Genomic DNA, 26,670 nt, shown 5'->3' with positions numbered 1-26,670 from the left:
CCATGATATTAGAATTCATAAAATAAAACGTTGCCATGAAAAAAACGAGCGTCCAATTGGACGCTCGTTTTCATACTCTCGAATTAGTCTTCGTCTTGCTCGTCGTCAAGCTCTTCGTCTTCATCTAATTCTTCTTCCAGTTCATCCTCTAAAGGCTCTTCTTGAACAGCGTCACCTTCAGCGACAACTGGGACGATTGGCATACCGTTTTCATCCAGCTCGACTTCATCTTCGTCGCCTTGGATCTCATCGATACGTTGCAGACCAACCACTTTCTCGTCACTTGCGGTACGGATAATGGTCACACCTTGGGTGTTACGGCCGATGATTGACACGCCGTTCGCTGGCGTACGCACTAAGGTACCTTTGTCGCTGATCAGCATGATTTCGTCATTGCCGCCAACTTGTACCGCGCCAACAACCGCACCGTTACGCTCACTCACCTTGATCGATACCACACCTTTGGTCGCGCGGCTCTTAGATGGGTATTCAGACAGTTCAGTACGTTTACCATAGCCGTTTTCGGTCACGGTTAAGATAGCGCCATCGCCCTTAGGTACGATGAGAGACACCACTTTTTGACCTTCTTCAAGCTTAATACCGCGAACACCGGTCGCGCCGCGACCCATTGGACGCACGCCCTTGAAGTTGATTTGTGGGTTGCCTTCTTCATCCAGCACTGGGTTGCCGTTTTCATCGAGTACGGCCACTTCTTCGCCTTCTTTAAAGCGAACCACTTTACCTTCGTTCGAGAACAGCATGATCTCATCATCACCGTTGGTGATATCGACACCGATCAGTTGGTCGCCGTCTTTCAGGTTCACGGCGATAATGCCGTTAGCACGTGGGTTGCTGTAAGCTGTCAGCGCAGTTTTCTTCACGGTACCGTTAGAGGTCGCCATGATGATGTACTTATCTTCTGCGTATTCACGCACCGGCAGAATCGCAGTAATGCGCTCGCCATCGGACAACGGCAGTAAGTTAACAATCGGACGACCACGGGAAGTACGGCTCGCCAGCGGTAATTGATAGACCTTAAGCCAGTACATCTTACCGAAATCTGAGAAGCACAGGATGGTATCGTGAGTGTTGGCAACCAGCAGTTTTTCAACGAAATCTTCGTCTTTCACCTTAGTTGCGGCTTTACCCTTACCACCACGGCGCTGGGCTTGATAATCGCTCAGCGGTTGGTACTTGGCGTAACCTAAGTGTGACAGCGTCACAACCACGTCTTCTTCGTTGATTAAGTCTTCAAGACTCATATCAATTTCATTGGCATTGATGACAGTGCGGCGAGCATCACCATATTCAGCAAGAATTTCTTCTAGCTCTTCTTTGATCACTTCCATCAAACGCTCAGGGCTGCGCAGAATAAACAGCAGACCCGCGATGAACTCGAGCAGCTCTTCGTATTCGGCGATGATCTTATCGTGCTCAAGACCGGTTAAACGGTGTAAGCGCAGCTCAAGGATCGCCTGAGCCTGTTGCTCAGTCAGGTAATATAAGCCATCACGGATGCCGAATTCTGGCTCTAACCACTCAGGACGCGCTGCATCGTCACCCGCTTTTTCAAGCATGCCCTGTACATGGCCTAAGGCCCAGCCCTGCTCAACCAGTTTGACTTTCGCATCGGCTGGGGTAGGAGACGCTTTGATCAGCGCAATAATCGGATCGATGTTGGCCAGCGCGACCGCTAATGCCTCAAGAATATGGGCGCGTTCACGCGCTTTACGCAGTTCGAATACGGTACGGCGAGTCACCACTTCACGGCGGTGCAGGATAAAGCATTCGAGCATTTCTTTTAAGTTGAACAACTTAGGCTGACCATTGGTCAATGCCACCATGTTGATACCAAAAGAACATTGCATTTGTGTCTGGGCATAGAGGTTGTTCAGGACAACTTCACCCACTTCGCCGCGTTTGATTTCGATAACGATGCGCATACCGTCTTTGTCAGACTCGTCGCGCAGGCCGCTGATGCCTTCAATCTTCTTATCTTTGACTAACTCAGCGATTTTCTCGATGAGTTTCGCCTTGTTCACCTGATAAGGGATTTCAGTAACGATAATACGTTCACGACCGTTATCTTCGGTTTCGACTTCAGCCAGCGCGCGCATAACGGCGCGGCCGCGGCCTGTCTTGTACGCATCGATAATGCCTTTACGGCCATTGATAATCGCCGCCGTTGGGAAGTCTGGGCCTGGAATATGTTCCATCAGCTGTTCAATAGACAACGCAGGATCGGCGATCAGCGCTAAACAGCCCTTAACGACTTCGGTTAAGTTATGAGGCGGAATATTAGTCGCCATACCTACCGCAATACCCGAAGAACCGTTGATTAACAGGTTAGGGACACGTGTCGGTAATACAGCAGGAATTTGTTCTGTGCCATCGTAGTTAGGCACATAGTCAACGGTTTCTTTTTCAAGATCGGCGAGGAGCTGGTGCGCTAACTTGTCCATACGGATTTCGGTATAACGCATTGCCGCTGCGGAGTCGCCGTCAACCGAACCGAAGTTTCCTTGACCGTCGACTAAGGTGTAACGCAGAGAGAAAGGCTGAGCCATACGTACGATAGTATCGTAAACCGCCAAATCACCATGGGGGTGATATTTACCGATCACGTCACCGACCACACGGGCAGACTTTTTGTACGGCTTGTTCCAATCGTTCTTCAATTCACTCATGGCAAACAGCACGCGGCGATGCACAGGCTTAAGGCCATCACGCACGTCTGGTAATGCACGTCCCACGATGACGCTCATGGCGTAATCAAGGTACGAATTCTTTAGTTCGTCTTCGATATTAATTGGCGAAATAGATGATGCCAGATCAGTCATAAACTGCTCGTTCCCCTGAAAATTAGCCGACAACGTATAATCCGTATCATTGAGCGGCCCAAAAACGTGATTTGGCATTCTAACACAGTTATTTAATGTCGCCAGACCTATCCTACGTGAATTGCGAAGGATGTGGCTTAATAGATGAAAACACTGTCAATTTGCCCTTTTAAACCCGATAAAATCCGTCGTTAATGGCGAAATTGAGGCCAAGACTTGATTAATATCCGAGCAGAAAAACCGCTCTGCTTCACAAAGTGTTTAAGAATTAATGATAATTGCTGAAATTTCACTCAACCACAAAGACTTAGGATCAGCCAATACTGTGTTTATCCCCCATTGTCGTTATAATAGCCGCACAATGACAGCCGCTATAGGTAATAGCATGCAACAGAATACCAACGTAGACCCGCAGGAAATCGCAAAGTTTGAACGTATGGCCGAAACCTGGTGGGATCTCAACGGCGAGTTTAAGCCGCTGCATCTATTAAATCCCCTGCGCCTTAACTATATCGATCAGACGGCGGGCGGGATTTTTGGTAAGAAAGTGCTCGACGTCGGCTGTGGCGGCGGCATTTTATCCGAAAGCATGGCGCGCATCGGCGCGGTCGTTGACGGCCTCGATATGGGTGAAGAACCATTAGAAGTCGCGCGTTTACATGCACTGGAAACTGGCGTGAGCATCAACTACGTCAAAAACACTGCCGAGGCCCATCGAGAAGATCACCGCGAATACTACGATGTGGTGACTTGTATGGAGATGCTCGAGCATGTGCCGGATCCGCAATCAGTCATTCAAGCCTGCTGCGATATGGTTAAACCCGGCGGTTTTGTGTTTTTCTCAACCATCAACCGTAATATTAAGTCTTTTGTCGAGACCATTGTCGGCGCCGAGTACCTATTAAAGATGCTGCCCATTGGCACCCATGATCATAATAAGTTTATCAAACCTTCTGAATTGATTGCCTTAGTCGATAACACCGATCTTATCTGTAAAGATGCACTTGGGATCACCTATAACCCACTGACGGGGATCTTTAAGTACACCCCAAAGGTCGATGTTAATTATATGATTGCGACGCAAAAGGTAGATTAAGATGAGCTTAGCTGAGGTTAAAGGGGTCTTATTCGACCTTGACGGTACCCTTGCCGATACCGCGCCGGATCTGGTTCAGGCCCTTAACCTCAGTTTGTCGGATGTCGGTATCGCAGCAAAACCTCTCGCAGACATGCGTAGCGCTGCCTCCCATGGCAGCTTTGCCTTAGTCGATGCGGCGATTCCCGGTGCGGATGATTCCCTGCGCACTCAAGTACAGCAAGGGCTCCTCGCCCATTATCAAAGGATCAATGGCGACCATTGCCAGTTGTTTGATGGTATCGCCCCCCTGCTCGATTGGCTCGAGTTATGCCGAATACCGTTTGGGGTGATCACCAATAAACCCGCCCGCTTTACACGACCGCTATTGCATAAACTTAAGCTCAGCTCACGTATGCCGGTGATGATCAGTGGCGATTCCACTCGTTATCCTAAGCCTCATACCGCACCTATGCTATTGGGCGCGCAGCAGCTGCAATGCCTACCACAGCAAATCCTCTATTTAGGCGATGCCGAGCGGGATTTACTCGCGGCTCAAGCGGCGGGCATGCTCGGCGGTGTGGCGCTGTGGGGATATTTGGGTGAGGCCGATACGCCCTATGCATGGCCTGCCTATGCGCAGTTTAACTCGCCATCGAGTTTGCATTCGGCCTTAAGCCAAGCATTAGCGAAATAGCGGTAACGGACCGACTCGTGCTCATTGCTCAACTGAACCATTAACGGCAAAATGATGCCCCCTTCGCTGGTAATGCAATTTAGGCTAAGGGTCAATCCTTGCGATCGCGATCGCTGCTTATTTTAGCGATCGATCACACAGTGAAATTTGCGCAAAAAAACGCCATCAATCTCGCACGCTAATCTCAATTTGAGCTTCAGGGTTAGTCATCACTAACGCTTTTCTTTATCCTCAAGATATCCACAAGATACCCCCTGAATTGAGACTTGCAAATAGCGGCAAACCTCACTATCTTGTATCTCAGATTATTTAAAACACCATATCTTGTGTATAGGTAGCAATCAGACACACTAGAAGTTCCCCGTTAAATCGACTATCTCCTGCATAGTCAGCAGTATTAAGGGTTTTCAGGTTGATTGTTTTACAAGGAAACGTACGGTGACTTAGTTCACCTGAACAGATATCAGAACCAAGGCCTCTCTTCAATGAATAGCAATATGACAGTCACAAAACGCTGTGGTGCACGTGAGACAATCGATCTCGACAAGATACACCGCGTAATTACTTGGGCAGCCAAGGGATTAAAAAACGTTTCTGTTTCTGAAGTTGAACTTCGCACGCATTTACAGTTTTTCGACGGGATCCCAACCGAAGCTATCCACGAAACGATCATCAAATCTGCGGCGGATTTAATTTCCCCAGAATCACCGGATTATCAGTTTCTGGCTGCGCGCTTAGCCGTATTCCATTTACGTAAGAAGGCCTTTGGTCAGTTCGAGCCGCCAAAGTTATACGACCATGTGACTAAACTGGTCGAGCTTGGCAAGTATGATATGCATATTCTGCAGGATTACACCCGCGAAGAACTCGATATCATGGACAGCTATATCGACCATTGGCGCGATATGAACTTCTCCTACGCGGCGGTAAAACAGCTCGAAGGTAAGTATCTGGTACAAAACCGTGTGACCCACGAGATCTACGAGAGCGCCCAGTTCCTCTATATTCTGGTGGCGGCCTGTTTGTTTGCCCGTTATCCAAAAGAAACGCGCCTGCAGTACGTTAAAGATTTTTACGACGCGGTATCGACCTTTAAGATTTCGCTGCCAACGCCAATCATGGCAGGTGTACGCACGCCAACACGTCAATTCAGTTCATGCGTACTGATTGAATGTGGCGACAGCCTAGATTCAATCAACGCGACCGCCTCTTCTATCGTGAAGTATGTGAGCCAACGCGCAGGTATCGGTATCAACGCCGGTCGTATCCGTGCATTAGGTAGCCCAATCCGTGGCGGCGAAGCCTTCCACACCGGTTGCTTACCTTTCTACAAGTATTTCCAAACGGCGGTGAAGTCTTGCTCGCAAGGCGGCGTTCGTGGTGGTGCTGCGACCCTCTTCTACCCCATTTGGCACTTAGAAGTAGAATCCCTGCTGGTACTGAAAAACAACCGCGGTGTTGAAGATAACCGTATTCGCCACTTAGACTACGGCGTACAGCTCAACAAGCTGATGTACCAACGTCTGATCAAAGGCGAAAATATCAGCCTGTTCAGCCCATCGGACGTACCAGGTCTTTACGATGCCTTCTTCGAAGATCAAGACGAATTCGAACGTCTGTACCTGCAATATGAGCAAGACAGCAGCATTCGTAAGAAGACATTGAAAGCGGTCGAACTGTTTTCATTGATGATGCAAGAGCGTGCTTCAACGGGCCGTATCTACATCCAAAACGTCGACCACTGTAACACCCACAGTCCGTTCGACTCGAAAGTCGCTCCGATCAGACAATCTAACCTTTGTCTTGAAATCGCGCTGCCGACCAAGCCATTGAACAACATTGACGATCCAAACGGAGAAATCGCGCTGTGTACACTGTCAGCGTTAAACTTAGGTGCAATCAAAAACTTAGCCGAGCTTGAGCCATTAGCCGATTTAGCGGTACGTGCACTGGATAACCTACTGGATTACCAAGATTATCCAATCAAAGCGGCCGAAATTTCATCGATGAACCGTCGTACCTTAGGTATTGGTGTTATCAACTTTGCGAACTACTTAGCGAAGAATGGCATGAAGTACTCCGATGGTAGTGCGAACAACCTGACTCACAAGACCTTTGAAGCTATTCAGTTTTATCTGCTCAAGGCGTCAATGAATCTGGCGAAAGAGAAAGGTGCGTGCCCATTATTTAATGAGACCACTTACGCCCAAGGTATTTTACCTATCGATACCTACAAACGTGATTTAGATAAGATTTGCAGCGAGCCATTGCATTTAGACTGGGAAACACTGCGCCAAGACATCAAACAGCACGGTTTACGTAACTCGACCCTGTCTGCATTGATGCCGTCTGAGACTTCATCACAGATCTCAAACGCGACTAACGGTATCGAACCGCCACGCGGTTTGATCAGTGTCAAAGCGAGTAAAGATGGCCAGTTAAAGCAAGTGGTGCCTGATTTTGATGAGCTGAAATACAACTACGAGCTGCTATGGCAAATGCCAAGCAACGAAGGTTACTTACAGCTCGTGGGTATCATGCAAAAATTCGTTGACCAAGCCATTTCGGCCAACACTAACTATGACCCAACGCGTTTCGAAGGCCGTAAGGTTCCGATGCAAACTCTGCTGAAAGACTTACTCAATGCCTATAAGTTAGGTGTAAAAACGCTGTACTACCATAACACTCGCGATGGTGCATCGGATCAACACGACGACATTACCAACATAGAGAAAGAAGATGACGGCTGTGCTGGCGGCGCCTGCAAAATCTAATCTTCAATGTTAACGGTTGCGGGATCCCTTTGGGATCCCGACTTATTGGAATACTCGTACCATGACCTACTCTACTTTTTGCCAAACACCCAACGATGCCACCCGTGAACCTATGTTCTTCGGACAATCGGTTAACGTCGCTCGTTATGACCAACAAAAATATGAAGTGTTTGAAAAACTGATTGAAAAGCAGTTGTCTTTCTTCTGGCGCCCAGAGGAAGTTGACGTGAGCCGCGATAAAATCGACTACAACTCACTGCCAGATCATGAAAAGCATATTTTTATTTCGAATCTGAAATACCAAACGCTGCTCGACTCTATCCAAGGTCGCTCGCCTAACGTGGCGTTTCTGCCCTTAGTGTCGTTGCCAGAATTAGAGACCTGGATTGAGACTTGGTCTTTCTCCGAGACCATCCACTCGCGCTCATACACGCACATTATTCGCAATATCGTGAACGATCCTTCGGTGATTTTTGACGATATCGTGGTGAATCAAGAGATCCTGCGCCGCGCGACTGACATTGCCGAATACTACGATCACTTGATCAAGCTGACGCAGGTTTACCACCTGTTAGGCGAAGGCACCCATGTGGTCGATGGTGAGCCGATTGAAGTCAACACTCGTACCCTGAAGAAAGCATTGTACCTGTGTATGATGTCAGTTAACGCCCTCGAAGCGATTCGCTTCTACGTCAGTTTTGCCTGCTCATTCGCATTTGCTGAGCGTAAGCTCATGGAAGGTAACGCGAAAATTATTCGTCTTATCGCCCGTGATGAAGCGCTGCACTTAAACAGCACCCAGCATATCTTAACCATTATGCAGGGCGGCAAAGACGATCCTGAAATGGCTGAGATTGCCGCAGAATGCCAACAGGAAGCGTACAACCTATTCCTCAAGGCCGCCGAGCAAGAAAAAGAATGGGCAAAATACCTGTTCAAAGACGGCTCAATGATCGGTCTCAACGAGCAGATCCTCTGCCAATACGTTGAGTACATCACCAACCAACGAATGAAGTCCGTTAACCTGCCACTGCCTTATGCCGAGCAGTCTAACCCACTGCCTTGGATGAAGAACTGGTTAGAGAGTGACGCGGTACAAGTGGCGCCACAGGAAGTCGAAGTGTCATCTTATCTTGTCGGTCAAATCGATTCGGCCGTCGACAGTGACGAATTCCTCGATTTCGATCTCTAACGGGATTTGATTGCTCATGGCTAAATCGAACCTGCTGTTAAACAACCCCTTTGCAAAGGCGCCGATTGTGCGCCTTCAAGGGCAACCTGTGCTGCTGTTTACCGAGCAGCACAATTCGTTGTTGCAAGCACTCGAAGCCAAAAAAGTGACCATTTTCTCTGAGTGCCGCAGTGGTTTTTGCGGCGCTTGCAAGACCCGTATTCTTAGTGGCAGCGTCAGCTATTTAACCGAGCCTTTAGCCGAGCTTAAAGCCGACGAATGTCTGCCCTGCTGCTGTATTCCTAGCGAAGATTTAGAACTCGATTTATCCCCCGAAGGTGCTGCCGTGGTGACCTATCCCCGCAGTAAAAATCTAGCCCAACTCCCATCGACGCGTAAAACCGCCAATCTAAAAGCTGTGCCACAGCAAGAAGTGGTTGAAGGCTAATAGAGTCGTCTACAAGAGATTGGTATTTCCTGCACAGCATCTGCTGATTAAGTAAAAGATAACATCTTTTCGACTTCCAAAATGCTTTACCACTCGCCCTTGTTAGCTTGCCAAAAGTTCATTATGTTATTGCTTTCCACTTACTTTTACTTTGTTTAGGTGGCCCGTTTATGCCAAGGAGAGCTATGGATAAGTTAATCGCAATCAGCTTGCTGCTTGTGTCTATGAGTGCATTTTCGAGTGAAGATAACCTCGTTGCCGAGATGAAGGACATGGATAACAAGGTATTTGCTTCATTTAATCACTGTGCCGATGAGCAACAACTCAAGTTGCACGAGAGTTACTTTGCAGAGAAAGTCGAGTTTTACCACGACAATGGTGGTGTCACTTGGGACCGCTAATCGATGATCAACAACACCAAAAACTATGCCTGCGGTAAATACACCCGCTCACTGGTTGAGGAAAGCTTTCAAGCCTACCCCATCAAAGACTTTGGCGCGATAACTGAAGGCATTCATAAATTTTGCAGTCTAGAAACTGGCAGTTGTGACGGCAAAGCCAAATTTTTAATGGTCTGGCAACGCAGTAATGGCTTATGGCAAGTCACGAGGGTGGTAAGTTATGGACATTTACCCAACTAAGCAGATGCCCCACTCATTCTGCTTGGCCCTTATCTTCATATCAATCAACAAAAAAGCCTGAGTCTGACTCAGGCTTTTTATTGATCAAATAGCTTAACAACTACAGTCGCATGGCAAGCTCGGCGCCTTGGCGAATGGCGCGTTTTGCATCGAGCTCGGCGGCCACATCGACACCGCCAATCAAATGCACAGGAATACCCGTTGCTTTCATCTCATCGACTAAGGTGCGGTTAGATTCTTGTCCAGCACAGAGGATCACATTATCCACGGCCAACACTTCGGTTTGCTCGCCAACGCGGATATGCAGACCCGCATCGTCAAACTTGTCATAGTTGACGCCAGTTTTCATCTTCACATCGTGCTGTTTTAACACTAAACGGTGGATCCAGCCGGTGGTTTTACCTAAACCTTGGCCCATTTTAGAGGTTTTACGTTGTAGCAAGTAGACTTGTCTATGATCGGCATTATCGACTTCAGGCTCAGCTAAACCACCCGCATGCTGATATTGCTTGTCTATGCCCCACTGCTTTAACCATTTTTCAGGATTAAGGGTGCTCGACTCTGATTCGCAGAGGTAATGCGCCATATCAAATCCAATGCCACCGGCACCAATCAGGGCCACTTTGTTGCCAATCGTGGCTTGCCCCGTCAGCACCTGTTGATAATCCACCACTTTGGGGCTATCAAAGCCTGGTAAACTTAACTCACGCGGTACTACGCCCGAGGCGATAACAATTTCATCAAAGGCTTCGGTTTCCAGCACCTTAGCATCTAAACGGGTATTTAAGCGCAAATCGATCTTATGCAGTTTGATTTGATTAAGGAAATAACGAATCGTCTCGTTAAACTCTTCTTTTCCTGGGATTTTACGTGCCAGATTAAACTGCCCACCCACCTCAGATTTCGCCTCGAAGAGCACTACTTCATGGCCGCGCATGGCCGCATACACCGAAAATGCCATCCCAGCGGGGCCTGCGCCCATCACAGCGATACGCTTCTTGTTATGGGTAGGTAAGAAGTTAATTTCGGTCTCATAACAGGCACGGGGGTTGACCAAGCAAGTGGCACGTTTCAGAGAGAAAGTATGGTCCAAGCAGGCCTGATTACAGCCGATACAGGTATTGATAAGCTCTGGCGTGTTGGCCGCCGCTTTATTCACAAATTCAGGATCGGCTAGGAACGGCCTCGCCATAGACACCATATCCGCTTGACCAGAGGCAATAATTTGCTCACCAATCTCAGGCGTATTGATACGGTTTGTGGCAATCAAGGGCACTGAAACCGATTTTTTAAGTTTTTCTGTCACCCAAGCAAAGGCGCCGCGGGGCACGCTTGTCGCAATGGTTGGCACACGAGCCTCATGCCAGCCAATCCCAGTATTAATAATCGACACACCAGCATGCTCGAGCCACTTAGCCAGTTGCACGACTTCATCCCAAGTAGAGCCGTTATCGACTAAGTCGAGCATGGATAAGCGGAAGATAATGATAAAGTCTTTGCCCACTTTGGCGCGAATCGCATTCACAATCTCAATCGGGAATTGCGCACGTTTTTCAAAACTGCCGCCCCATTCATCGGTGCGCGTATTGGTTCGCGAACTGATAAATTGGTTGATCAAATACCCCTCAGAGCCCATCACTTCAACGCCATCGTACCCCGCTCTTTTCGCTAAAGCGGCAGAACTTGCGTAATCCTTAATGGTGGCGCGTACCTGGCGGCTCGACATGGACGAAGGTGTAAAGGGAGTGATAGGCGACTTAATTTTACTCGGCGCCTGCGAAAAAGGATGGTAACCATAACGCCCCGCATGCAGGATTTGCATACAAATTTTACCGCCAGCCTCGTGCACCGCTTGAGTCACAATGCGGTGTTTACCTACTTGCCAGGGGAAACTCAGCTGACACGCATGGGGAGTCAAGCGACCACGTAGGTTTGGTGAGATACCGCCGGTGACAATTAAACCGACTCCGCCTAACGCGCGCTCTTTATAAAACGCTGCCAGTTTCTCAAATCCGCCCTTTTCTTCTTCTAAACCCGTGTGCATGGAGCCCATTAACACACGATTTTTGAGCTGGGTGAATCCCAGATCTAAGGGTTCTAATAAATGGGGAAACGACATTCAAACATCCTTTTTAAACAAGTGATTTAAATGAGCATACCTTGAGTCAAATGTAAGCTCAACTGTTGCTAGGGGGTTAAAAGTTAAAATCCTTTACAATTGTGTTTAGCCAGTGAGGGGATTTTCAGTTAGCATTGGCAGATTCGATAAGCAAAGGAGTGGCTAATGTCCGCTAACCCATCGTTTTTCAAGAGAATATGTTTATTTATATGGAACACCCTCAACGGGGTCCGTAAATTCATACTCAACCTGATTTTTTTTGGCTTCCTGGCCATCATCCTCATTACCATTGGCAGCAGTGAAGATATTCAGGTCGAAGAGAACTCAGCATTGGTGCTTAATCTGGCGGGTTCCATTGTCGATCAAAAACAGCAGGTCGACCCAATTGAAGCCGCACTTAAGCAAGGCAATAACGGCAGTAGCGATGGCGAAATCCTGCTGGCGGATATTATCTATGTGATTGATAACGCGACGCACGATAACAGGATCAGCACCATAGTCTTAGACTTAGCCGAGCTGAAACGCGCAGGGATCAGCAAATTACAATCCATCGGTGATGCCCTAAATCGTTTTAAAGAAAGCGGCAAAAAGGTGGTGGCAATTGGAAACTACTACGAGCAAAACCAATACTTTCTTGCCAGCTTTGCCGATACCATTTACCTCAATCCCCAAGGCAGCGTCTCTCTCGATGGCTTAAGTATGTATAACCAATACTTCAAGTCTGCCCTTGAGAAGCTCAAGATAAAGGCCCACATTTTCCGCGTCGGCACCTTTAAATCCGCAGTAGAACCATACATGCGTGACGATATGTCCGATGCGGCCAGAGAAGCCAGCAGCGCCCTACTTGCCGATGTTTGGCAGAGTTACACTCAAACTGTGGCGGAAAATCGCCAAATCGATGCCAATACCTTAGTGCTCGACTCGGCAAATTACCTCGCGCAACTCGATAAGGCCGAAGGTGACTCCGCCACTATGGCCATCAATATGAAATGGGTCGATACCCTAGCGACCGATGAAGAGTTCCGTAAAGTCATGCTCGATAGCGTGGGGAAAGAGAAGTCGGGTGACAGCTTCAAACAAGTCAGCTTTTACGACTATTTAACCTTAGTGACACCTCTGCCAAGCTTCGTTGAACAAGACAGTGTCGGCATTATCGTTGCCAGCGGTACCATTTTAAATGGCAGCCAACCCGCCGGCCAAATCGGTGGTGATAGCACCGCAGAGCTGTTACGCAAGGCGCGATTTGATAAGCATATCAAAGCGCTAGTTCTTCGAGTCGACAGCCCTGGCGGTAGCGCCTTTGCCTCAGAGCAAATCCGCCAAGAATTACTCGCCCTCAAAGCGGCGGGTAAACCTGTGGTAGTGAGTATGGGTAGCCTTGCGGCGTCCGGTGGCTATTGGATTTCGGCCAGCGCCGATTATATCTTCGCAACCCCAACCACGCTGACGGGCTCTATCGGGATCTTCGGGATGATCACCACCTTCGAAGATTCACTCGCCAGCTTAGGCATCCATACCGATGGTGTATCGACCTCCGAATGGGCGGGATTGTCTGTGACTCGCACCCTCTCGCCACAAATTGAATCGGTTATCCAGCGTCATATCGAGCGTGGTTACTTAGACTTTATCTCACTGGTCGCTAAGGAACGTAAAATGACATTAGAACAAGTGGATAGCATCGCCCAAGGCCGAGTGTGGAGTGGTAAAAAAGCCCTAGAGTTAGGTTTAGTGGATGAGCTTGGGGATATCGACCAAGCCGTTGCCAAAGCCGCTAAATTGGCAGATTTAAGCCTATTCGATACCCGCGTAATTGAACAAGAGCTCACGCCTGAACAGCGTTTTGTGCAGCAAATGTTTGCCTCTGTGTCGGCTTATTTACCCGCTTCACTTAGCCATTCAACACTGCTTGAGCAAATGCTGGCTCAATGGACTGGCAGCTTAAAGACCATCGCGGCCTTTAACGATCCTAACCATGTGTATGTGTATTGTGACAGCTGTGCGATCAACTAACGCAGACTCAAGATGAAGGACACAAAAGCCCGATTGCCTCGGGCTTTTTTATTGGGTTTATGCCTGCAAAATCGTATAATTAGCTCACTTGCAGCTAAGATAACGACAAGAATGACTAAACGCTCCATTTACGTCGCCTATACGGGCGGCACCATAGGCATGCAAAAAACCGCGAATGGCTTTGCACCAGTGGCAGGTTTTTTGACCCAATGCGTCCAATCCATGCCCGAGTTTTACCATGATGAAATGCCTGAGTTTGTGATCCACGAATACTGCCCGCTCATCGACTCATCAAACATGGCACCAACCGACTGGCAAATGATCGCCGATGATATCAAGGCCAATTACGACAAGTACGATGGCTTTGTGATCCTCCACGGCACAGATACCATGGCCTATACCGCATCGGCCCTATCCTTTATGCTCCAAGGCCTATCAAAGCCTGTTATCGTCACCGGCTCTCAAATTCCTTTGGCACAGCTGAGATCCGACGGTCAAACCAATCTACTTAACTCTTTATATATCGCCGCCAATTATCCAGTGGCTGAAGTATGTTTATTCTTTAATAACAAACTGTTCCGCGGCAATCGTTCCACCAAAGCCCACGCCGATGGCTTCGATGCCTTTGCCTCGCCTAACTTCCCCTTACTGCTTGAAGCGGGGATTAAAATTAATCTGCGTGCAGGTAAAATTGCCACGCCAAGCGATAAGCCTTTGGAAGTGGCTAATATCAGCCCACAGCCCGTTGGCGTAGTGACTCTCTACCCTGGCATTTCGACGCAAATTTTTGAGAACATTCTGCAACAACCCGTGAAGGCACTGATTTTACTGACCTTTGGCGTGGGCAATGCACCACAGGATGCGGCATTACTCGATACCCTAAAGCAAGCGGATGAACGTGGAATTGTGTTAGTAAACCTAACTCAGTGTTTCCAAGGCAAAGTGAATATGGGCGGTTACGCTACGGGCAATGCCCTCGCCAAAGCGGGGGTGATCAGTGGTGCAGACATGACCATTGAAGCTGCACTGGCTAAGTTGCATTATCTGCTGTCGAAAAACTTAAAGCCGAGCGAAATTAAAACTGCCATGTTGCAAAACTTGGTTGGTGAGCTCAGCCCCGACTAAGTATCGAAACGTTACGCATGAAAAAGCCCACATTAGTGGGCTTTTTGTTATTTAAGCATCAAGTCTGCGATTAGAGTTCGTCAGCTTTAAACTCGGCAATCGACTCACCACGGAATTGTTTCTTCAATTCCGCCTTCGATAACTCATTTAACTTTCCACCGGCCGCTATGGTGAAATGCTCAGTTTGATCTAAGCGGCGCGCCTGATAGAGCATCACCACTTGAAGAGTCGATTCACGCTGGGCTTCGGTCAATACTGTGCCATCTTCCCATTTGCCTAATTCAGCGGCGCTACGCAGCCTTTCATAGACTTCTTCAGGCATTTGGTCGATAACTTGATTAATGTCGGTCATACACTCTTTCGCTTATGTAATACGATTCTAACGCGGGTAATTAAATAGCCCACAAAACCAAAGACAAAACAGATGGCGCCAATGGTCGCGCGTAAACCTTCGGCAGGTTCGCCGCCCCAAAACCAAATCACCACTCCCGCAATAAACAGCGTCATGGCCACAAAGCTTTGGTTCATTAAGCTGCTGGATTTTTGGATATGACTGATCCGTGCGAGCGAGCTATTGTCACCATTGGTTTTTGCCTCACAATGCGGGCAAGCTGGTGCTTTGCTCGACATCCGTTTACGGCAGATTGGACATTCGATTAATGCCATAGTCACACCTATCTTAACTTATCAACCACGGCGAGCATGGCAATCAATGACGCTTCGCCTAAATAAATGCTGCGCTCTGGCGACCAACCCACAAACGGATCCTGCAGGTTGTTGTTGTCTTTAAAAGGCATTTCTAAGGTGTTCGACAAGCAATCGAAGGTTTGCGCCACCCAATTAGAGGCCACGGTCAAGTTGGCTTGACCTGGCTCGTCTTTAGCGTAACCAAACTCGGTTTGGAAATCGGCACTGGCCAAAGTTAATGCCTGACTAAAATCAGCTTGTAGCTGCGCCAATCGCTCATTGTAAGCGGGAACACCTTCACAACCCGCGAGGAATACATAGGGCAGGCCTTCATCGCCATGCACATCGTAAAATAAATCTACGCCCGTTTGCTGCATTTTATGCACTACGTGGTAAACCTCTGGGCTTCTTTCTAAGCTCGGGGTTTGCCATTCACGGTTAAGGTTAACCCCAATCGCATTGGTACGCAGATGGCCTCTTACGCTGCCATCCGGGTTCATGTTAGGCACAATGTAGAAGTTCGCTTTATCGAGCAGCGCTTTTGCCGTTGGACAATCATTATCCAGCAAACGATTCACTAACCCTTCGACTAACCATTCCGCCATGGTTTCACCGGGATGTTGTCTTGCGGTGATCCAGATATTGCGTTTATCAGGATTGCCATCGCCCACTTTCATCAGGGTGATATCGCGGCCATCTAAGGTCAGACCTAAATGCTCAAGATTAACATCGGGATGCAATTGTGCATTGCTGAGAAGATCTAAGTGACGCTCGTAGCTGTAGGGCGCAAAGTAAGCGATTTGAATTGCATCACAATCAAGTGCTAACTGAATGCTCAGTTTGCCATCGATATATTGGGTTGGCACACGGAACCAATGCTGACGGTCGTAACTGGCGACCGCATGGTAATCTTGCCAGCCCTTAGGATAGGAGGCAGTGCCCGCATTGATGATATTCAAGGTGTATTGATTACCCACCTCACCTTCGAATCGGAAGTTGAACCATTGATAAAACTCACCGCCCGCATCGGGACGGATTGCCAGTTGAATATCGTCTTTATTATCAAGATTAATGACTTGGATATTTCCGCCATCAAAATTGGCACTGATCCGCATAATGATTCCTACTTGGTTATTCATGTGAGGGTAATGATGCTGAATACGCATCTACTATAATGCCCGTTAGAATAAACCAAATCCGTATCAGGGGAAAATGAAAGCGACTAAAATTGCCTAAGAAGCCAGCAGTCGCGCTGTAATTCATCAGTGCCTAGTTTGTAAACTCTCACAACACATCAAGCGGAAAAACTGTACCCTTGACCACGGACCGTATTGATTAATGTCCGCGGTAAACGGGTATTCGCCAGCTTGCGCCTTGTATTACTGATATGCATATCCAAGTTACGATCGAAGCGTCCTAAGTCCTTCTGCAATACGGATTTTTGCAGTTCTTGCTTAGTGATCACTTGCCCCTTACGCTCGAACAGATATTTAAACAACCTAAACTCGGTTTGGGTGAGTTCCACGGCATTTTTGCCAATAGTGATCCTATAGGCAGCCTCATCGAATTTGACTGGCTGGATTGTCGCCTGCTCGATTGCCATTGGCTCTATGGCGCGCGGAATTAATCGCCGCTCTAAGGCATGCAAACGCACCAATAACTCTTTAATGCTAAAGGGTTTCGTTAAGAAATCATCCGCACCAAGCTCGTAACTTCGGATCCTGTCAGCCTCATTATCACGGGCAGAGAGCATCATGATAGGCGTCATACAGTCCCTCGCCTCTAATAGTGAGAAACCATCCATTTGCGGCATCACCAGATCGAGCATAATAATATCGGGCATAAAGCTGCGAATACGTTTGAGCCCTTCAACGCCGTTTACGGCACATTCAACTTCATGTCCCTGTGCTTTAAGCGCTTCAGTTAACCAAACTCTGAATAATGGATCATCATCGACTAACAGTATTTTACTCATCCCTAAACACCAAACGAGAATCAATATCATTTATGTTACCATAACTAAAAATTTGTCTCTAGCATTAGAAGATGATTAAAAATCAGTATTCGCTTAATTGTGATCAAGTTGGCAGCGATAGATAACGGCTTGTAACCTTTTGCACCAAAACAAAAAAGCGCCCGAAGGCGCTTTTTAAAGGTTGGTTCTGTTTTAGATTAGAACTTAACTGTTACACCACCGTAAATAGTACGGCCGATAGTGTCGTAAACCTCTGGAACAGTACCAGCATCACTGCCGTTAGTTACGTAAAGAGGTTTCTCATCAGTAAAGTTCTTCACACCTAAACTAACAGTTGTGCTGTCATTTAGATGGTAAGTACCAGAAATGTTGTGATACAGAATTGAATCTACACCTCTTACTGCAACGAATGGATTGTCATTGGCATCATAATCAGTGTAAACATCAGTCATCGATCTAATATAGCGGTTGAAGTACATTACGCTCCAATCATCTTGACCTGCAGAGATGCTGAAGTTGTTACGTACGCGAGCATAAGCTCCCATATTACCATCGATTGTGCCAGTATAGTTTTCACCATCCTGTTCGAACTTAATCAAGTAAGTAGTATCGTTACTCACTTTCCAATCTAAACCAAGTAGCTCAAAGTTATATGCTAAGTTGAAGTCAACACCGCTAGTGTCCTGTGAACCTACGTTAGTCAGTGCACTTGTTAAGTTGAATAAGTCACCATCAGCAGTGATATTGAATGTGCTACAAGCTTCTGCATCACCACCATGACACGCGTCTAAACCAACTTGCACGTCTGCACGAGCAATTGCATCAGTGACTTTGAAACGCCAGTAGTCAAGGGTGATTGACATGCCATCAATATAGCTTGGCGAATATACTAAGCCTGCAGTGTAAGATTCTGACTCTTCAGGTTTCAAATCTGGATCAGATGTACGGTTAACTAAAATCTGTCCAGTTTGATCACTCATAGGTAACCAAGGATTAGTTAAATAATCAAATGAACCTGAGTTACCGCCATATAGCTCAGCAACGCTAGGAGCACGGAAACCGGTAGCAGCTACGGTACGAACCATCAGCTCATCTGTTGCAGTGTAGGTTAAACCAATTTTCCAAGTAGTCGCTTTACCGAAAGTAGAGTAATCGTCTAAGCGCAGAGCAAATTCACCCGTTAGTTTTTCCGTAAATGGCACGCTCACTTCTTGGAAGATAGAAATAACGTTGTAATTGCCACTTGTAGGATCTTGTTGAGCGGCAGTACTGTCACCTGCAACAACAATTGCATCTGGATTGTAGAAACCACTTTCACGACGGTATTCAGCACCAATAGCGAAACCCACGGCTCCAGCACTCAGATCGAATAATTCACCGTTTAAGCCTGCAGATAATGTTTGCTGCTCATTACCACCCGTCTCTTGCTGGTCATAAGAAACATCCTTCATCTCATCAGTCAAAGGAGAACCTTCAAACCAAGCATATGGGTCGGCATAGATTGAATTAGCCATCAATGTTGCGTTAATAGAGTTAGCAACACCTGTCTTAGCTTCGTTCTTACCAAATGTGTAATCCACATTCCAATTCATACCCGTATGAACGTCTAAAGAACCTGCTAAACCAGCTGATAAACGCCAAGTATCAGTATCTTGGTTATAAATACGCGGGCCAACATCCTTCATACGTCTGTTGTATTGCACTTGTCCACGGGCATCAGCTTCAATACCAGCATCAATCATGCCTTGGTCAAGGGTCAGACATCCTGCTGTAGGATCGGTAACTCTTGGATCGCCACACACATTCAATTTGATTTGAGCTGGCTGTGCTGCAAGCTGTTGGTTAGAACGGCGATTGGTATAAATAGCATCCGCAGTCAGAACAACATCATTGCCTAGCTCTTGCGTCATATTTGCAAATAAGCTACGGCGCTCACTTGGTGTTTGGAAATAGACATCATTTGAGTAGTCATAAGTCGAAGTTCTTTTAACCCAATTACCGTTGGCATCGATAACTTTTTGATTTAAAGCACCCGTTGGGATGATAGAACTGGTATTGTCCAGTGGATCATACCAATCACGGTCACCTTGAACTACACCACGACGGTCAGAGTAAGCTGCACCAAAGGTATAGTTACCGCCTTCAGTATTGAAGCCGTACAATGCGCTGATGTCACCGTTTTCGCCGTCACCTTTGTCGGTGCCGCTGCCGTTAAAGTCTAATTGGAAACCATCGAAATCTTTCTTAGTGATGATGTTCACTACACCGGCAATCGCATCAGAACCGTATACCGCTGAAGCACCATCTTTAAGGATTTCAACGCGAGCGATCATAGCAACTGGGATAGAGTTTAAATCCACAGCACTGTCAGCACCTGAACCTGAGTTCACCATACGACGACCGTTCAGCAATACGAGAGTACGTTGCGAGCCCATACCACGTAAGTCAACTTGTGCAACACCGTCCGCACCGTTGTTGGTGGTTGAACCAACCGCAGCACCCGCCATAGAGGTTTGAACTTGCAACATTTGGTCTACAGAGGTAAAGCCTTCTGCTTTGATTGCAGCAGCATCAATAACGGTAACAGGAGAAGCTGTTTCCATATCTTGACGTTGAATACGTGAACCCGTGACTTCAATACGTTCTACTTTTGCAGTCTCTTCAGCTGCAAATGCGCTTGATGCGACAAAGGTACCAGCAGCAATTGAGCTGACGACAGCTAAATTAATAGCCGACGCAACTTTGGTTCTTTTGATCATGAATGAATGCTCCCTAGATCTTACTATTATTTTTATGCTTACAGCTTGTACAACTAATGCTGTACGACTGTTGCGCTTGATACTGAGGATTCACTTTCATTCAGTCAATGCTCATTTTTTTAACCTTGAACATCATTTTGTTCTGTATTTTTATCAATATTGTAAATCGATTGTTTGATTTAAATCTTGAATGCTATTTCAATCCTATTGTTAGCATTAAACACCATATATAACGATAATTTTTAGTGACAAAAACTGTTAATAAAATAACATTAAGAAAACATATGATTACCTCGAAAATGTGACACTTATCACACTTTTCTAAAGGAAGACTATCTGATGCACAGAATAATATGTCGATTAATTATGAAAAAATATGCATATTGGTAATCATTGCAACAGAAAGAATCGTGTAGATATCATGGGTTTCTCATTGCACATTGATACAAAATGAATAACTTGTGATTTTTATGCACCGCAAGTGTGCAATAAACACAAATGCAACAATTCATTGTCGATTAATATCAAACTTAAGCTCTAGGTGTTTTAGAGTGGGATAAGTGCTAAAAAAGTGAACATAAGAAGAACCATTACAATGTAAAAGCATTATGAGAATGCTTGTTTTGTAAACAACACAAATGCCATTTCGAGCGGTTTAAATTCAACATACAAATACATTTGTTTTATTGTTGTTAATTAACTAGATTAAATATTATTTACAAACCAAAGTAAGAACATTATTTAGCCGAATAAATTTAAATAAAAACAGTATTCAAGTGACGAACCTGCTCCACAGCCCATTTAATTAAGTCGTTATTCATTAAATAATATTCATTTAACGATACAGATGTGGATACTCCTAGCGGCAAGTAATCTGGTGACAAAAAGTAGCAATAACAAATCGATAAAAACAAAAAAGCGGCCGAGGCCGCTTTTTGTTAACAAGGTCATCCTTCTTGGATGTTACTCTGGTTTTATCATGCCAAAATGAAGATAGGCTCTGGTTGTGGCAATACGCCCGCGTGGAGTACGTTGGATAAATCCTTGTTGGATAAGGAAAGGCTCCAATACATCTTCAATGGTTTCACGCTCCTCACCAATAGCCGCGGCAAGGTTATCAAGCCCTACAGGGCCTCCCATAAACTTATCGATAATAGCAAGCAGCAGTTTTCGATCCATATAATCGAAACCTTCGCCATCGACATCGAGCAAATCAAGCGCCTGCTCTGCGACTTTTTGCGTTACAGCACCGTCGTGTTTCACTTCCGCATAGTCACGCACTCGGCGCAGTAAACGGTTGGCGATCCTCGGGGTTCCCCGTGAGCGCTTGGCAATTTCGGTGGCCCCTTCACTATCAATGGCCAATCCCATCACCTGCGCCGAACGGGTCACAATGGTGCTTAAATCTTTAACATTATAAAACTCGAGCCGCAGTGGAATGCCAAAACGCGCCCTTAACGGAGAGGTTAACGCCCCTGCCCGCGTGGTCGCACCCACTAAGGTAAAAGGCGGTAAGTCCAACTTAATTGAACGTGCAGCAGGCCCCTCACCAATCATAATATCCAGCTGATAGTCTTCCATCGCAGGATACAGAATTTCTTCGACGACAGGACTTAAGCGGTGAATTTCATCGATAAAAAGCACATCCCCCGCCTCAAGATTGGTGAGCAGCGCCGCCAAGTCCCCGGCTTTCTCGAGCACAGGCCCCGACGTCGATTTGATGTTCACCCCCATTTCATTAGCCACAATCATGGCTAAGGTGGTTTTACCTAACCCCGGCGGGCCGTAGATCAACATATGGTCTAAGGCTTCTTCGCGATTCTTTGCCGCTTGAATAAACACTTTTAATTGGGCACGCGTATCATCCTGCCCAGTATATTCATCGAGCAATTTAGGGCGCATGGCCCTGTCGATAACATCGTCTTGACCTTGCAGCTGCGGCTGGATCAGTCTATCTGCTTCAATCATTTACCTATTCCTGTTACCGCATCGACATACGGCACTTGCTATTTTGGTGCAGTTGCAACCTAACTGGCTGCAAAAATCGCGTACCGCAATATAACACTAGCCTCAATGAAAACCATGCCATTAGAGCATCGATTTTAACGCGGCTTTAATCAAGGTCTCACTGTCCATGCCTTCTTTATAGGTGGCAGAAACGGCTTTACTCGCCTGTGGTGGTTTATAGCCGAGGGAGATCAAGGCTGAAATCGCATCCTCTTCGGCACTGTTGACCGTCGGAGCCGGTGAATAGTTAGATTGCAGCACGAACTCACGCTCAGAGCCTACGGATGCCTCCATTAAGCTCTTCAATTTATCGCGCATCTCAACCAATAAACGTTCGGCAGTCTTTTTACCAACACCGGGTAATTTCACCAGCGTCACTATATCATCGCGCTCGACACAGCCCACAAACTCGCTGGCGGTCATGCCAGAAAGAATGGTTAACGCCAGTTTAGGACCCACGCCGTTGGCCTTGATAAGCAAACGAAACAGTGAGCGCTCTTGTTTAGTGATAAAGCCGTAAAGCAGCTGGGCATCTTCACGCACCACAAAATGGGTATACACTGTGGTCGGTTGATTGACCTCGGGGAGTTCATAGAAGCTGGTGAGGGGCATCTGTAACTCGTACCCTACACCATTGACATCAATCAACACCTCTGGCGCTTGCTTTTCAATTAACACGCCACGTAAACGACCTATCATCTGTACCGTCCATATGTTCTTGTTGTCGCTCGGCCGCTTAAGGCGACCAAACTTTGATTGGTGTGATAATGACATACCGCAACGCCGAGCGCATCAGCAGCGTCGGCCTGTGGCGCCGCAGGCAACTTAAGCAATTGCTGGATCATATGTTGAACCTGTTCTTTCTTGGCTCGCCCCGTTCCGACCACCGCATTCTTAATTTGGGTGGCACTGTATTCGGCAACGGGTAAGTTGGCCACTGTCGCAGCCACGATGGCCGCACCACGGGCTTGACCCAATTTCAAGGCCGAGTCGGCATTCTTGGCGAGAAACACTCGCTCAATCGCAAATTCATCGGGTTGGTATTGGCGAATAATTTCACTGATCCCATCAAAGATTTGCTTGAGTCTTAATGGTAAATCCTCGCCCGAGGTGCGAATGCAGCCACTGCCCAAATAAAGTTGCTGACGCCCTTGGCATTGGATAACGCCGTAACCTGTGATCCGAGAACCTGGGTCAACCCCTAAAATAATCGCCATGCTATCCCTAATGTCTGTACTCGAATTAATTCAACCTAGATAACGGCAATTGTAAACCGAGCAACAGCGCAAAAAACATCAATAAATCAAAGGTAAATCTAAGGTGACCCAATAAGCAATATGTGGTGTCTAAACGCTGGTTCAAAGCTCAGTGTTAAGCGCTTGCTCTATGTAAGAACCGCTCTATGTAAGAACTGATCTATGCAAGAACCAAGCTCTGGCGAGCTCAGCTCCGGCCACCTACTAAGATAAAAATCAAATGACAGCTTAGGCTTACCCTAAACTTTCCATAATCTCATCGGAGATTTCGGCATTATGATACACCTCTTGCACATCATCGTGCTCTTCGAGGGTATCGATAAGACGCATAAACTTCTCCGCCGTCTCGGCATCTAACTCCGCTTTGGTCGAGGCTATCATCGCGATTTCGGCGTTATCACTGACAAATCCCGCCGCATCGAGGGCATCTTTCACCCCATAAAACTCGGTCGGTTCGGTAAATACGTCAATTGCACCATCATCGTAACTCACCACATCTTCGGCGCCTGCTTCTAGCGCCGCGTCCATCAGGGCGTCTTCATCTGTGCCCGGCGCATAGGACAACACGCCGCGCTTAGTGAACAAATAAGCAACCGAACCATCGGTCCCTAAATTCCCACCCGATTTACTAAAGGCATTACGCACGCCGCTCACGGTACGGTTACGGTTATCTGTCATGGTCTCGACCATCACAGCGGTGCCGCCAGGGCCATAGCCTTCGTAAATAATGGTTTCGAGTTGCTGACCTTCAAGCTCACCGGCGCCACGTTTAATTGCGCGCTCAATGGTGTCGCGGGTCATGTTGCCGCCAAGCGCTTTATCGATTGCAATACGCAGACGCGGATTTGAATCGGGATCCGAACCACCTTCACGGGCAGAAACCGTTAACTCGCGGATAAATTTGGTAAAGAGTTTACCGCGTTTGGCATCTTGCGCTGCTTTGCGGTGTTTAATGTTGGCCCACTTACTATGACCTGCCATGGGAGTTCTCCTCTACACATAGCCATTGCACATCTTATCAATAGCCTAAGGTAACCTTGACGGCGCCTCTTGCAAGGTTCCTATAACCAATGTTCCTTTACACAAAGATTGACGGCAAATTCAGTGACGTCGATAACGCAGATATTGATAAGAAATGAAATGACGGGGTAAAAATAGACCGAGGCTTGCGCCTCGGTACTCGATAAATACTAAAGATTAGTCTTCAGTCTTCGCGGCTTTCACCACGGAAATACCTAGTTCAGCTAATTGTTGTGGGTTAGCAAAACCTGGGGCATTGGTTAACGGACACGCAGCTGTGGTGGTTTTCGGGAAAGCCATCACATCACGGATTGAGCTTGCGCCCGTCATCAGCATGATAATACGGTCTAAACCGAATGCCAGACCCGCATGTGGCGGCGTACCGTAGCGCAGCGCTTCGAGTAAGAAGCCGAATTTCTCTTTCGCTTCTTCATCGGTGATGCCAAGAATACGGAATACCGCAGATTGCATCTCTTGGTTGTGGATACGAACTGAACCACCACCTAATTCACAGCCGTTTAATACCATGTCGTAAGCATCTGACACACGGTTAGCCGGATTGGCTTCCAGCTCTTGTGGTGTCACGCCGCGTGGCGCAGTAAACGGATGGTGAACCGCGTGGAAGCTGCCGTTGATCTTCTCAAACATTGGGAAGTCAACCACCCACAGTGGACGCCATTGACCTTCGAGCAGATTAAAGTCTTCACCGGCTTTAAGACGCAGTGCGCCCATAGATTCAGCAACCACAGTCGCGTTATCGGCACCAAACAGGATGATATCGCCAGTTTGTGCGCCAGTGCGGCTGATGATTTCGTTTACAATGCCTTCGTTCAAGAACTTAAGCACAGGTGATTGAATGCCTTCTAAGCCTTGAGTCAGGTCGTTTAGCTTCATCCACGCTAAACCTTTAGCACCGTAAATACCGACAAACTTAGTGTAATCATCGATTTGCTTACGGGATAAGCTCGCGCCACCAGGAATACGCAGGGCCGCAACACGGCCTTCTTCATCATTAGCTGGGCCTGAGAATACCGCAAACTCCACTTCTTTGAGCAAGTCAGCGACGTCAACCAGTTCTAATGGGTTACGTAAATCTGGCTTATCTGAACCGAAACGACGCATGGCTTCGTTATAGGTCATACGTGGGAATTCGCCTAAATCGACGTTCAGCATCTCAAGGAACAGACCACGCATCATCTCTTCGGTCTTAGCCATCACCTGCTCAGACGTCATAAATGAGGTTTCGATATCGATTTGAGTAAATTCTGGCTGACGATCAGCACGTAAGTCTTCGTCACGGAAGCATTTTACGATTTGATAGTAACGATCAAAGCCTGACATCATCAGTAACTGTTTAAACAGCTGTGGTGATTGTGGTAGCGCGAAGAATTGACCTTTGTAAGTGCGGCTTGGCACTAAATAGTCACGTGCACCTTCTGGCGTTGCCTTAGTCAGGATAGGCGTTTCGATATCTAAGAAACCGTTTGAGTCGAGGAAACGACGCACAGCACTGGTCACTTTCGCGCGGAACATTAAGCGCTGCGCCATTTCTGGGCGACGTAAATCTAAATAACGGTACTTTAGACGCTGCTCTTCACTGTTGTTTTGATAGTTATCTAAGCTCAGCGGCAGCGGCTCAGAACTGTTGATGATCGTCAGTTCTTTACCTAATACTTCAATTTCGCCGGTCTTCATTTGCGCGTTGACTTGGCTATCAGGACGGGCACGAACCACGCCTTTTACCTGCACACAAAACTCGGCGCGCAGCGTACTGGCCACATTGAACACCTCAGGTAAATCTGGATCGTAAACCACTTGGACCAGACCTTCTCTGTCTCTTAAATCTAAAAAGACCACGCCACCCAAATCACGGCTACGATTAACCCAACCTACCAAGGTAACTTCTTGTCCAACGTGAGACTTATTGACGTCTCCACAATAATGACTGCGCATCTAACTCTATCCTTTATCCGGAAACCGGTGCTTTGGAAATAATCAAAACGAGATAAAAGCGGCATTATAGTCAAATAATGCCGATTACCAAAGTACTTCACTTTTAGGCGGTG

21 protein-coding genes are annotated in these 26,670 nt (G+C 47.1%); 9 read left to right on the top strand and 12 right to left on the bottom strand.

The window, feature by feature from the left end; genetic code table 11:
• Positions 1-83: 83 nt before the first annotated feature.
• A complete protein-coding gene (gene gyrA, locus N7386_RS10365; RefSeq protein WP_279768359.1) occupies positions 84-2,840 on the bottom strand; it encodes a DNA gyrase subunit A in 2,757 nt (918 codons plus the stop codon).
• A 385-nt stretch (positions 2,841-3,225) separates the two neighbouring features.
• Here gyrA and ubiG point away from each other — a divergent pair, with 385 nt between their 5' ends.
• From ubiG to N7386_RS10330, 7 genes are all read left to right on the top strand, one after another.
• Positions 3,226-3,936 carry a bifunctional 2-polyprenyl-6-hydroxyphenol methylase/3-demethylubiquinol 3-O-methyltransferase UbiG gene (ubiG, locus tag N7386_RS10360; RefSeq protein WP_086903968.1) on the top strand — a complete coding sequence of 237 codons (711 nt, stop codon included), beginning with the start codon at positions 3,226-3,228 and terminating at the stop codon, positions 3,934-3,936.
• Position 3,937: 1 nt separating this feature from the next.
• Positions 3,938-4,612 carry an HAD hydrolase-like protein gene (locus N7386_RS10355; protein WP_086903969.1) on the top strand — a complete coding sequence of 225 codons (675 nt, stop codon included), beginning with the start codon at positions 3,938-3,940 and terminating at the stop codon, positions 4,610-4,612.
• Between the two features lie 485 nt (positions 4,613-5,097).
• Positions 5,098-7,386 (top strand): class 1a ribonucleoside-diphosphate reductase subunit alpha, encoded by a 2,289-nt coding sequence (gene nrdA / locus N7386_RS10350; protein ID WP_011716964.1) that lies wholly within the window; start codon positions 5,098-5,100, stop codon positions 7,384-7,386.
• Positions 7,387-7,447: 61 nt separating this feature from the next.
• Positions 7,448-8,578, top strand: a complete 1,131-nt coding sequence (gene nrdB / locus N7386_RS10345; RefSeq protein ID WP_279768355.1) for a class Ia ribonucleoside-diphosphate reductase subunit beta — start codon at positions 7,448-7,450, stop codon at positions 8,576-8,578.
• A gap of 16 nt (positions 8,579-8,594) precedes the next feature.
• Positions 8,595-9,005 (top strand): class I ribonucleotide reductase maintenance protein YfaE, encoded by a 411-nt coding sequence (yfaE, locus tag N7386_RS10340; RefSeq protein WP_279768352.1) that lies wholly within the window; start codon positions 8,595-8,597, stop codon positions 9,003-9,005.
• Positions 9,006-9,190: 185 nt separating this feature from the next.
• Entirely contained in the window at positions 9,191-9,406 is a 216-nt protein-coding gene (locus N7386_RS10335) for a hypothetical protein (RefSeq protein ID WP_279768349.1), read from the top strand.
• Between the two features lie 3 nt (positions 9,407-9,409).
• On the top strand, positions 9,410-9,646 hold the full coding sequence (locus N7386_RS10330; RefSeq protein WP_279768347.1) for a hypothetical protein: 237 nt from the start codon (positions 9,410-9,412) through the stop codon (positions 9,644-9,646).
• Positions 9,647-9,746: 100 nt separating this feature from the next.
• Here the strand turns inward: N7386_RS10330 and N7386_RS10325 are convergent, their stop codons facing one another.
• A complete protein-coding gene (locus N7386_RS10325) occupies positions 9,747-11,765 on the bottom strand; it encodes an NADPH-dependent 2,4-dienoyl-CoA reductase (RefSeq protein ID WP_279768346.1) in 2,019 nt (672 codons plus the stop codon).
• Positions 11,766-11,930: 165 nt separating this feature from the next.
• Between N7386_RS10325 and sppA the strand changes: the two genes are divergently transcribed.
• Both sppA and ansA read left to right on the top strand, forming a co-directional pair.
• Complete coding sequence (sppA, locus tag N7386_RS10320; protein ID WP_279768344.1) at positions 11,931-13,775, top strand: signal peptide peptidase SppA; 1,845 nt, start codon at positions 11,931-11,933, stop codon at positions 13,773-13,775.
• Between the two features lie 111 nt (positions 13,776-13,886).
• A complete protein-coding gene (gene ansA / locus N7386_RS10315) occupies positions 13,887-14,900 on the top strand; it encodes an asparaginase (RefSeq protein ID WP_011716958.1) in 1,014 nt (337 codons plus the stop codon).
• 70 nt (positions 14,901-14,970) lie between these two features.
• Here the strand turns inward: ansA and N7386_RS10310 are convergent, their stop codons facing one another.
• The 10 genes from N7386_RS10310 to aspS form a co-directional block, all read right to left on the bottom strand.
• On the bottom strand, positions 14,971-15,252 hold the full coding sequence (locus N7386_RS10310) for a DUF1315 family protein (protein WP_011716957.1): 282 nt from the start codon (positions 15,250-15,252) through the stop codon (positions 14,971-14,973).
• The gene (locus N7386_RS10305) at positions 15,249-15,566 is read right to left on the bottom strand and encodes a hypothetical protein (protein WP_039977219.1); all 318 of its coding nucleotides are present in this window, start codon (positions 15,564-15,566) and stop codon (positions 15,249-15,251) included. Before N7386_RS10305 ends, N7386_RS10310 begins: the two co-directional genes overlap by 4 nt.
• A gap of 8 nt (positions 15,567-15,574) precedes the next feature.
• The gene (locus N7386_RS10300; RefSeq protein WP_011716955.1) at positions 15,575-16,702 is read right to left on the bottom strand and encodes a M14-type cytosolic carboxypeptidase; all 1,128 of its coding nucleotides are present in this window, start codon (positions 16,700-16,702) and stop codon (positions 15,575-15,577) included.
• A 179-nt stretch (positions 16,703-16,881) separates the two neighbouring features.
• Positions 16,882-17,562, bottom strand: a complete 681-nt coding sequence (locus N7386_RS10295) for a response regulator transcription factor (RefSeq protein WP_088211175.1) — start codon at positions 17,560-17,562, stop codon at positions 16,882-16,884.
• A gap of 197 nt (positions 17,563-17,759) precedes the next feature.
• The gene (locus N7386_RS10290) at positions 17,760-20,321 is read right to left on the bottom strand and encodes a TonB-dependent receptor (RefSeq protein WP_279768331.1); all 2,562 of its coding nucleotides are present in this window, start codon (positions 20,319-20,321) and stop codon (positions 17,760-17,762) included.
• Between the two features lie 963 nt (positions 20,322-21,284).
• Positions 21,285-22,289, bottom strand: a complete 1,005-nt coding sequence (ruvB, locus tag N7386_RS10285) for a Holliday junction branch migration DNA helicase RuvB (protein WP_011716952.1) — start codon at positions 22,287-22,289, stop codon at positions 21,285-21,287.
• Between the two features lie 120 nt (positions 22,290-22,409).
• Complete coding sequence (gene ruvA, locus N7386_RS10280) at positions 22,410-23,027, bottom strand: Holliday junction branch migration protein RuvA (protein ID WP_086903456.1); 618 nt, start codon at positions 23,025-23,027, stop codon at positions 22,410-22,412.
• On the bottom strand, positions 23,024-23,545 hold the full coding sequence (ruvC, locus tag N7386_RS10275) for a crossover junction endodeoxyribonuclease RuvC (RefSeq protein ID WP_011622671.1): 522 nt from the start codon (positions 23,543-23,545) through the stop codon (positions 23,024-23,026). Before ruvC ends, ruvA begins: the two co-directional genes overlap by 4 nt.
• A gap of 273 nt (positions 23,546-23,818) precedes the next feature.
• A complete protein-coding gene (locus tag N7386_RS10270; protein WP_011622670.1) occupies positions 23,819-24,565 on the bottom strand; it encodes a YebC/PmpR family DNA-binding transcriptional regulator in 747 nt (248 codons plus the stop codon).
• Positions 24,566-24,781: 216 nt separating this feature from the next.
• A complete protein-coding gene (gene aspS, locus N7386_RS10265) occupies positions 24,782-26,557 on the bottom strand; it encodes an aspartate--tRNA ligase (RefSeq protein ID WP_011716950.1) in 1,776 nt (591 codons plus the stop codon).
• Positions 26,558-26,670 lie beyond the last annotated feature (113 nt).

The organism is Shewanella sp. GD04112, from assembly GCF_029835735.1.
Taxonomy (GTDB): domain Bacteria; phylum Pseudomonadota; class Gammaproteobacteria; order Enterobacterales; family Shewanellaceae; genus Shewanella.
This window is presented reverse-complemented; position numbering and strand designations above follow the sequence as displayed.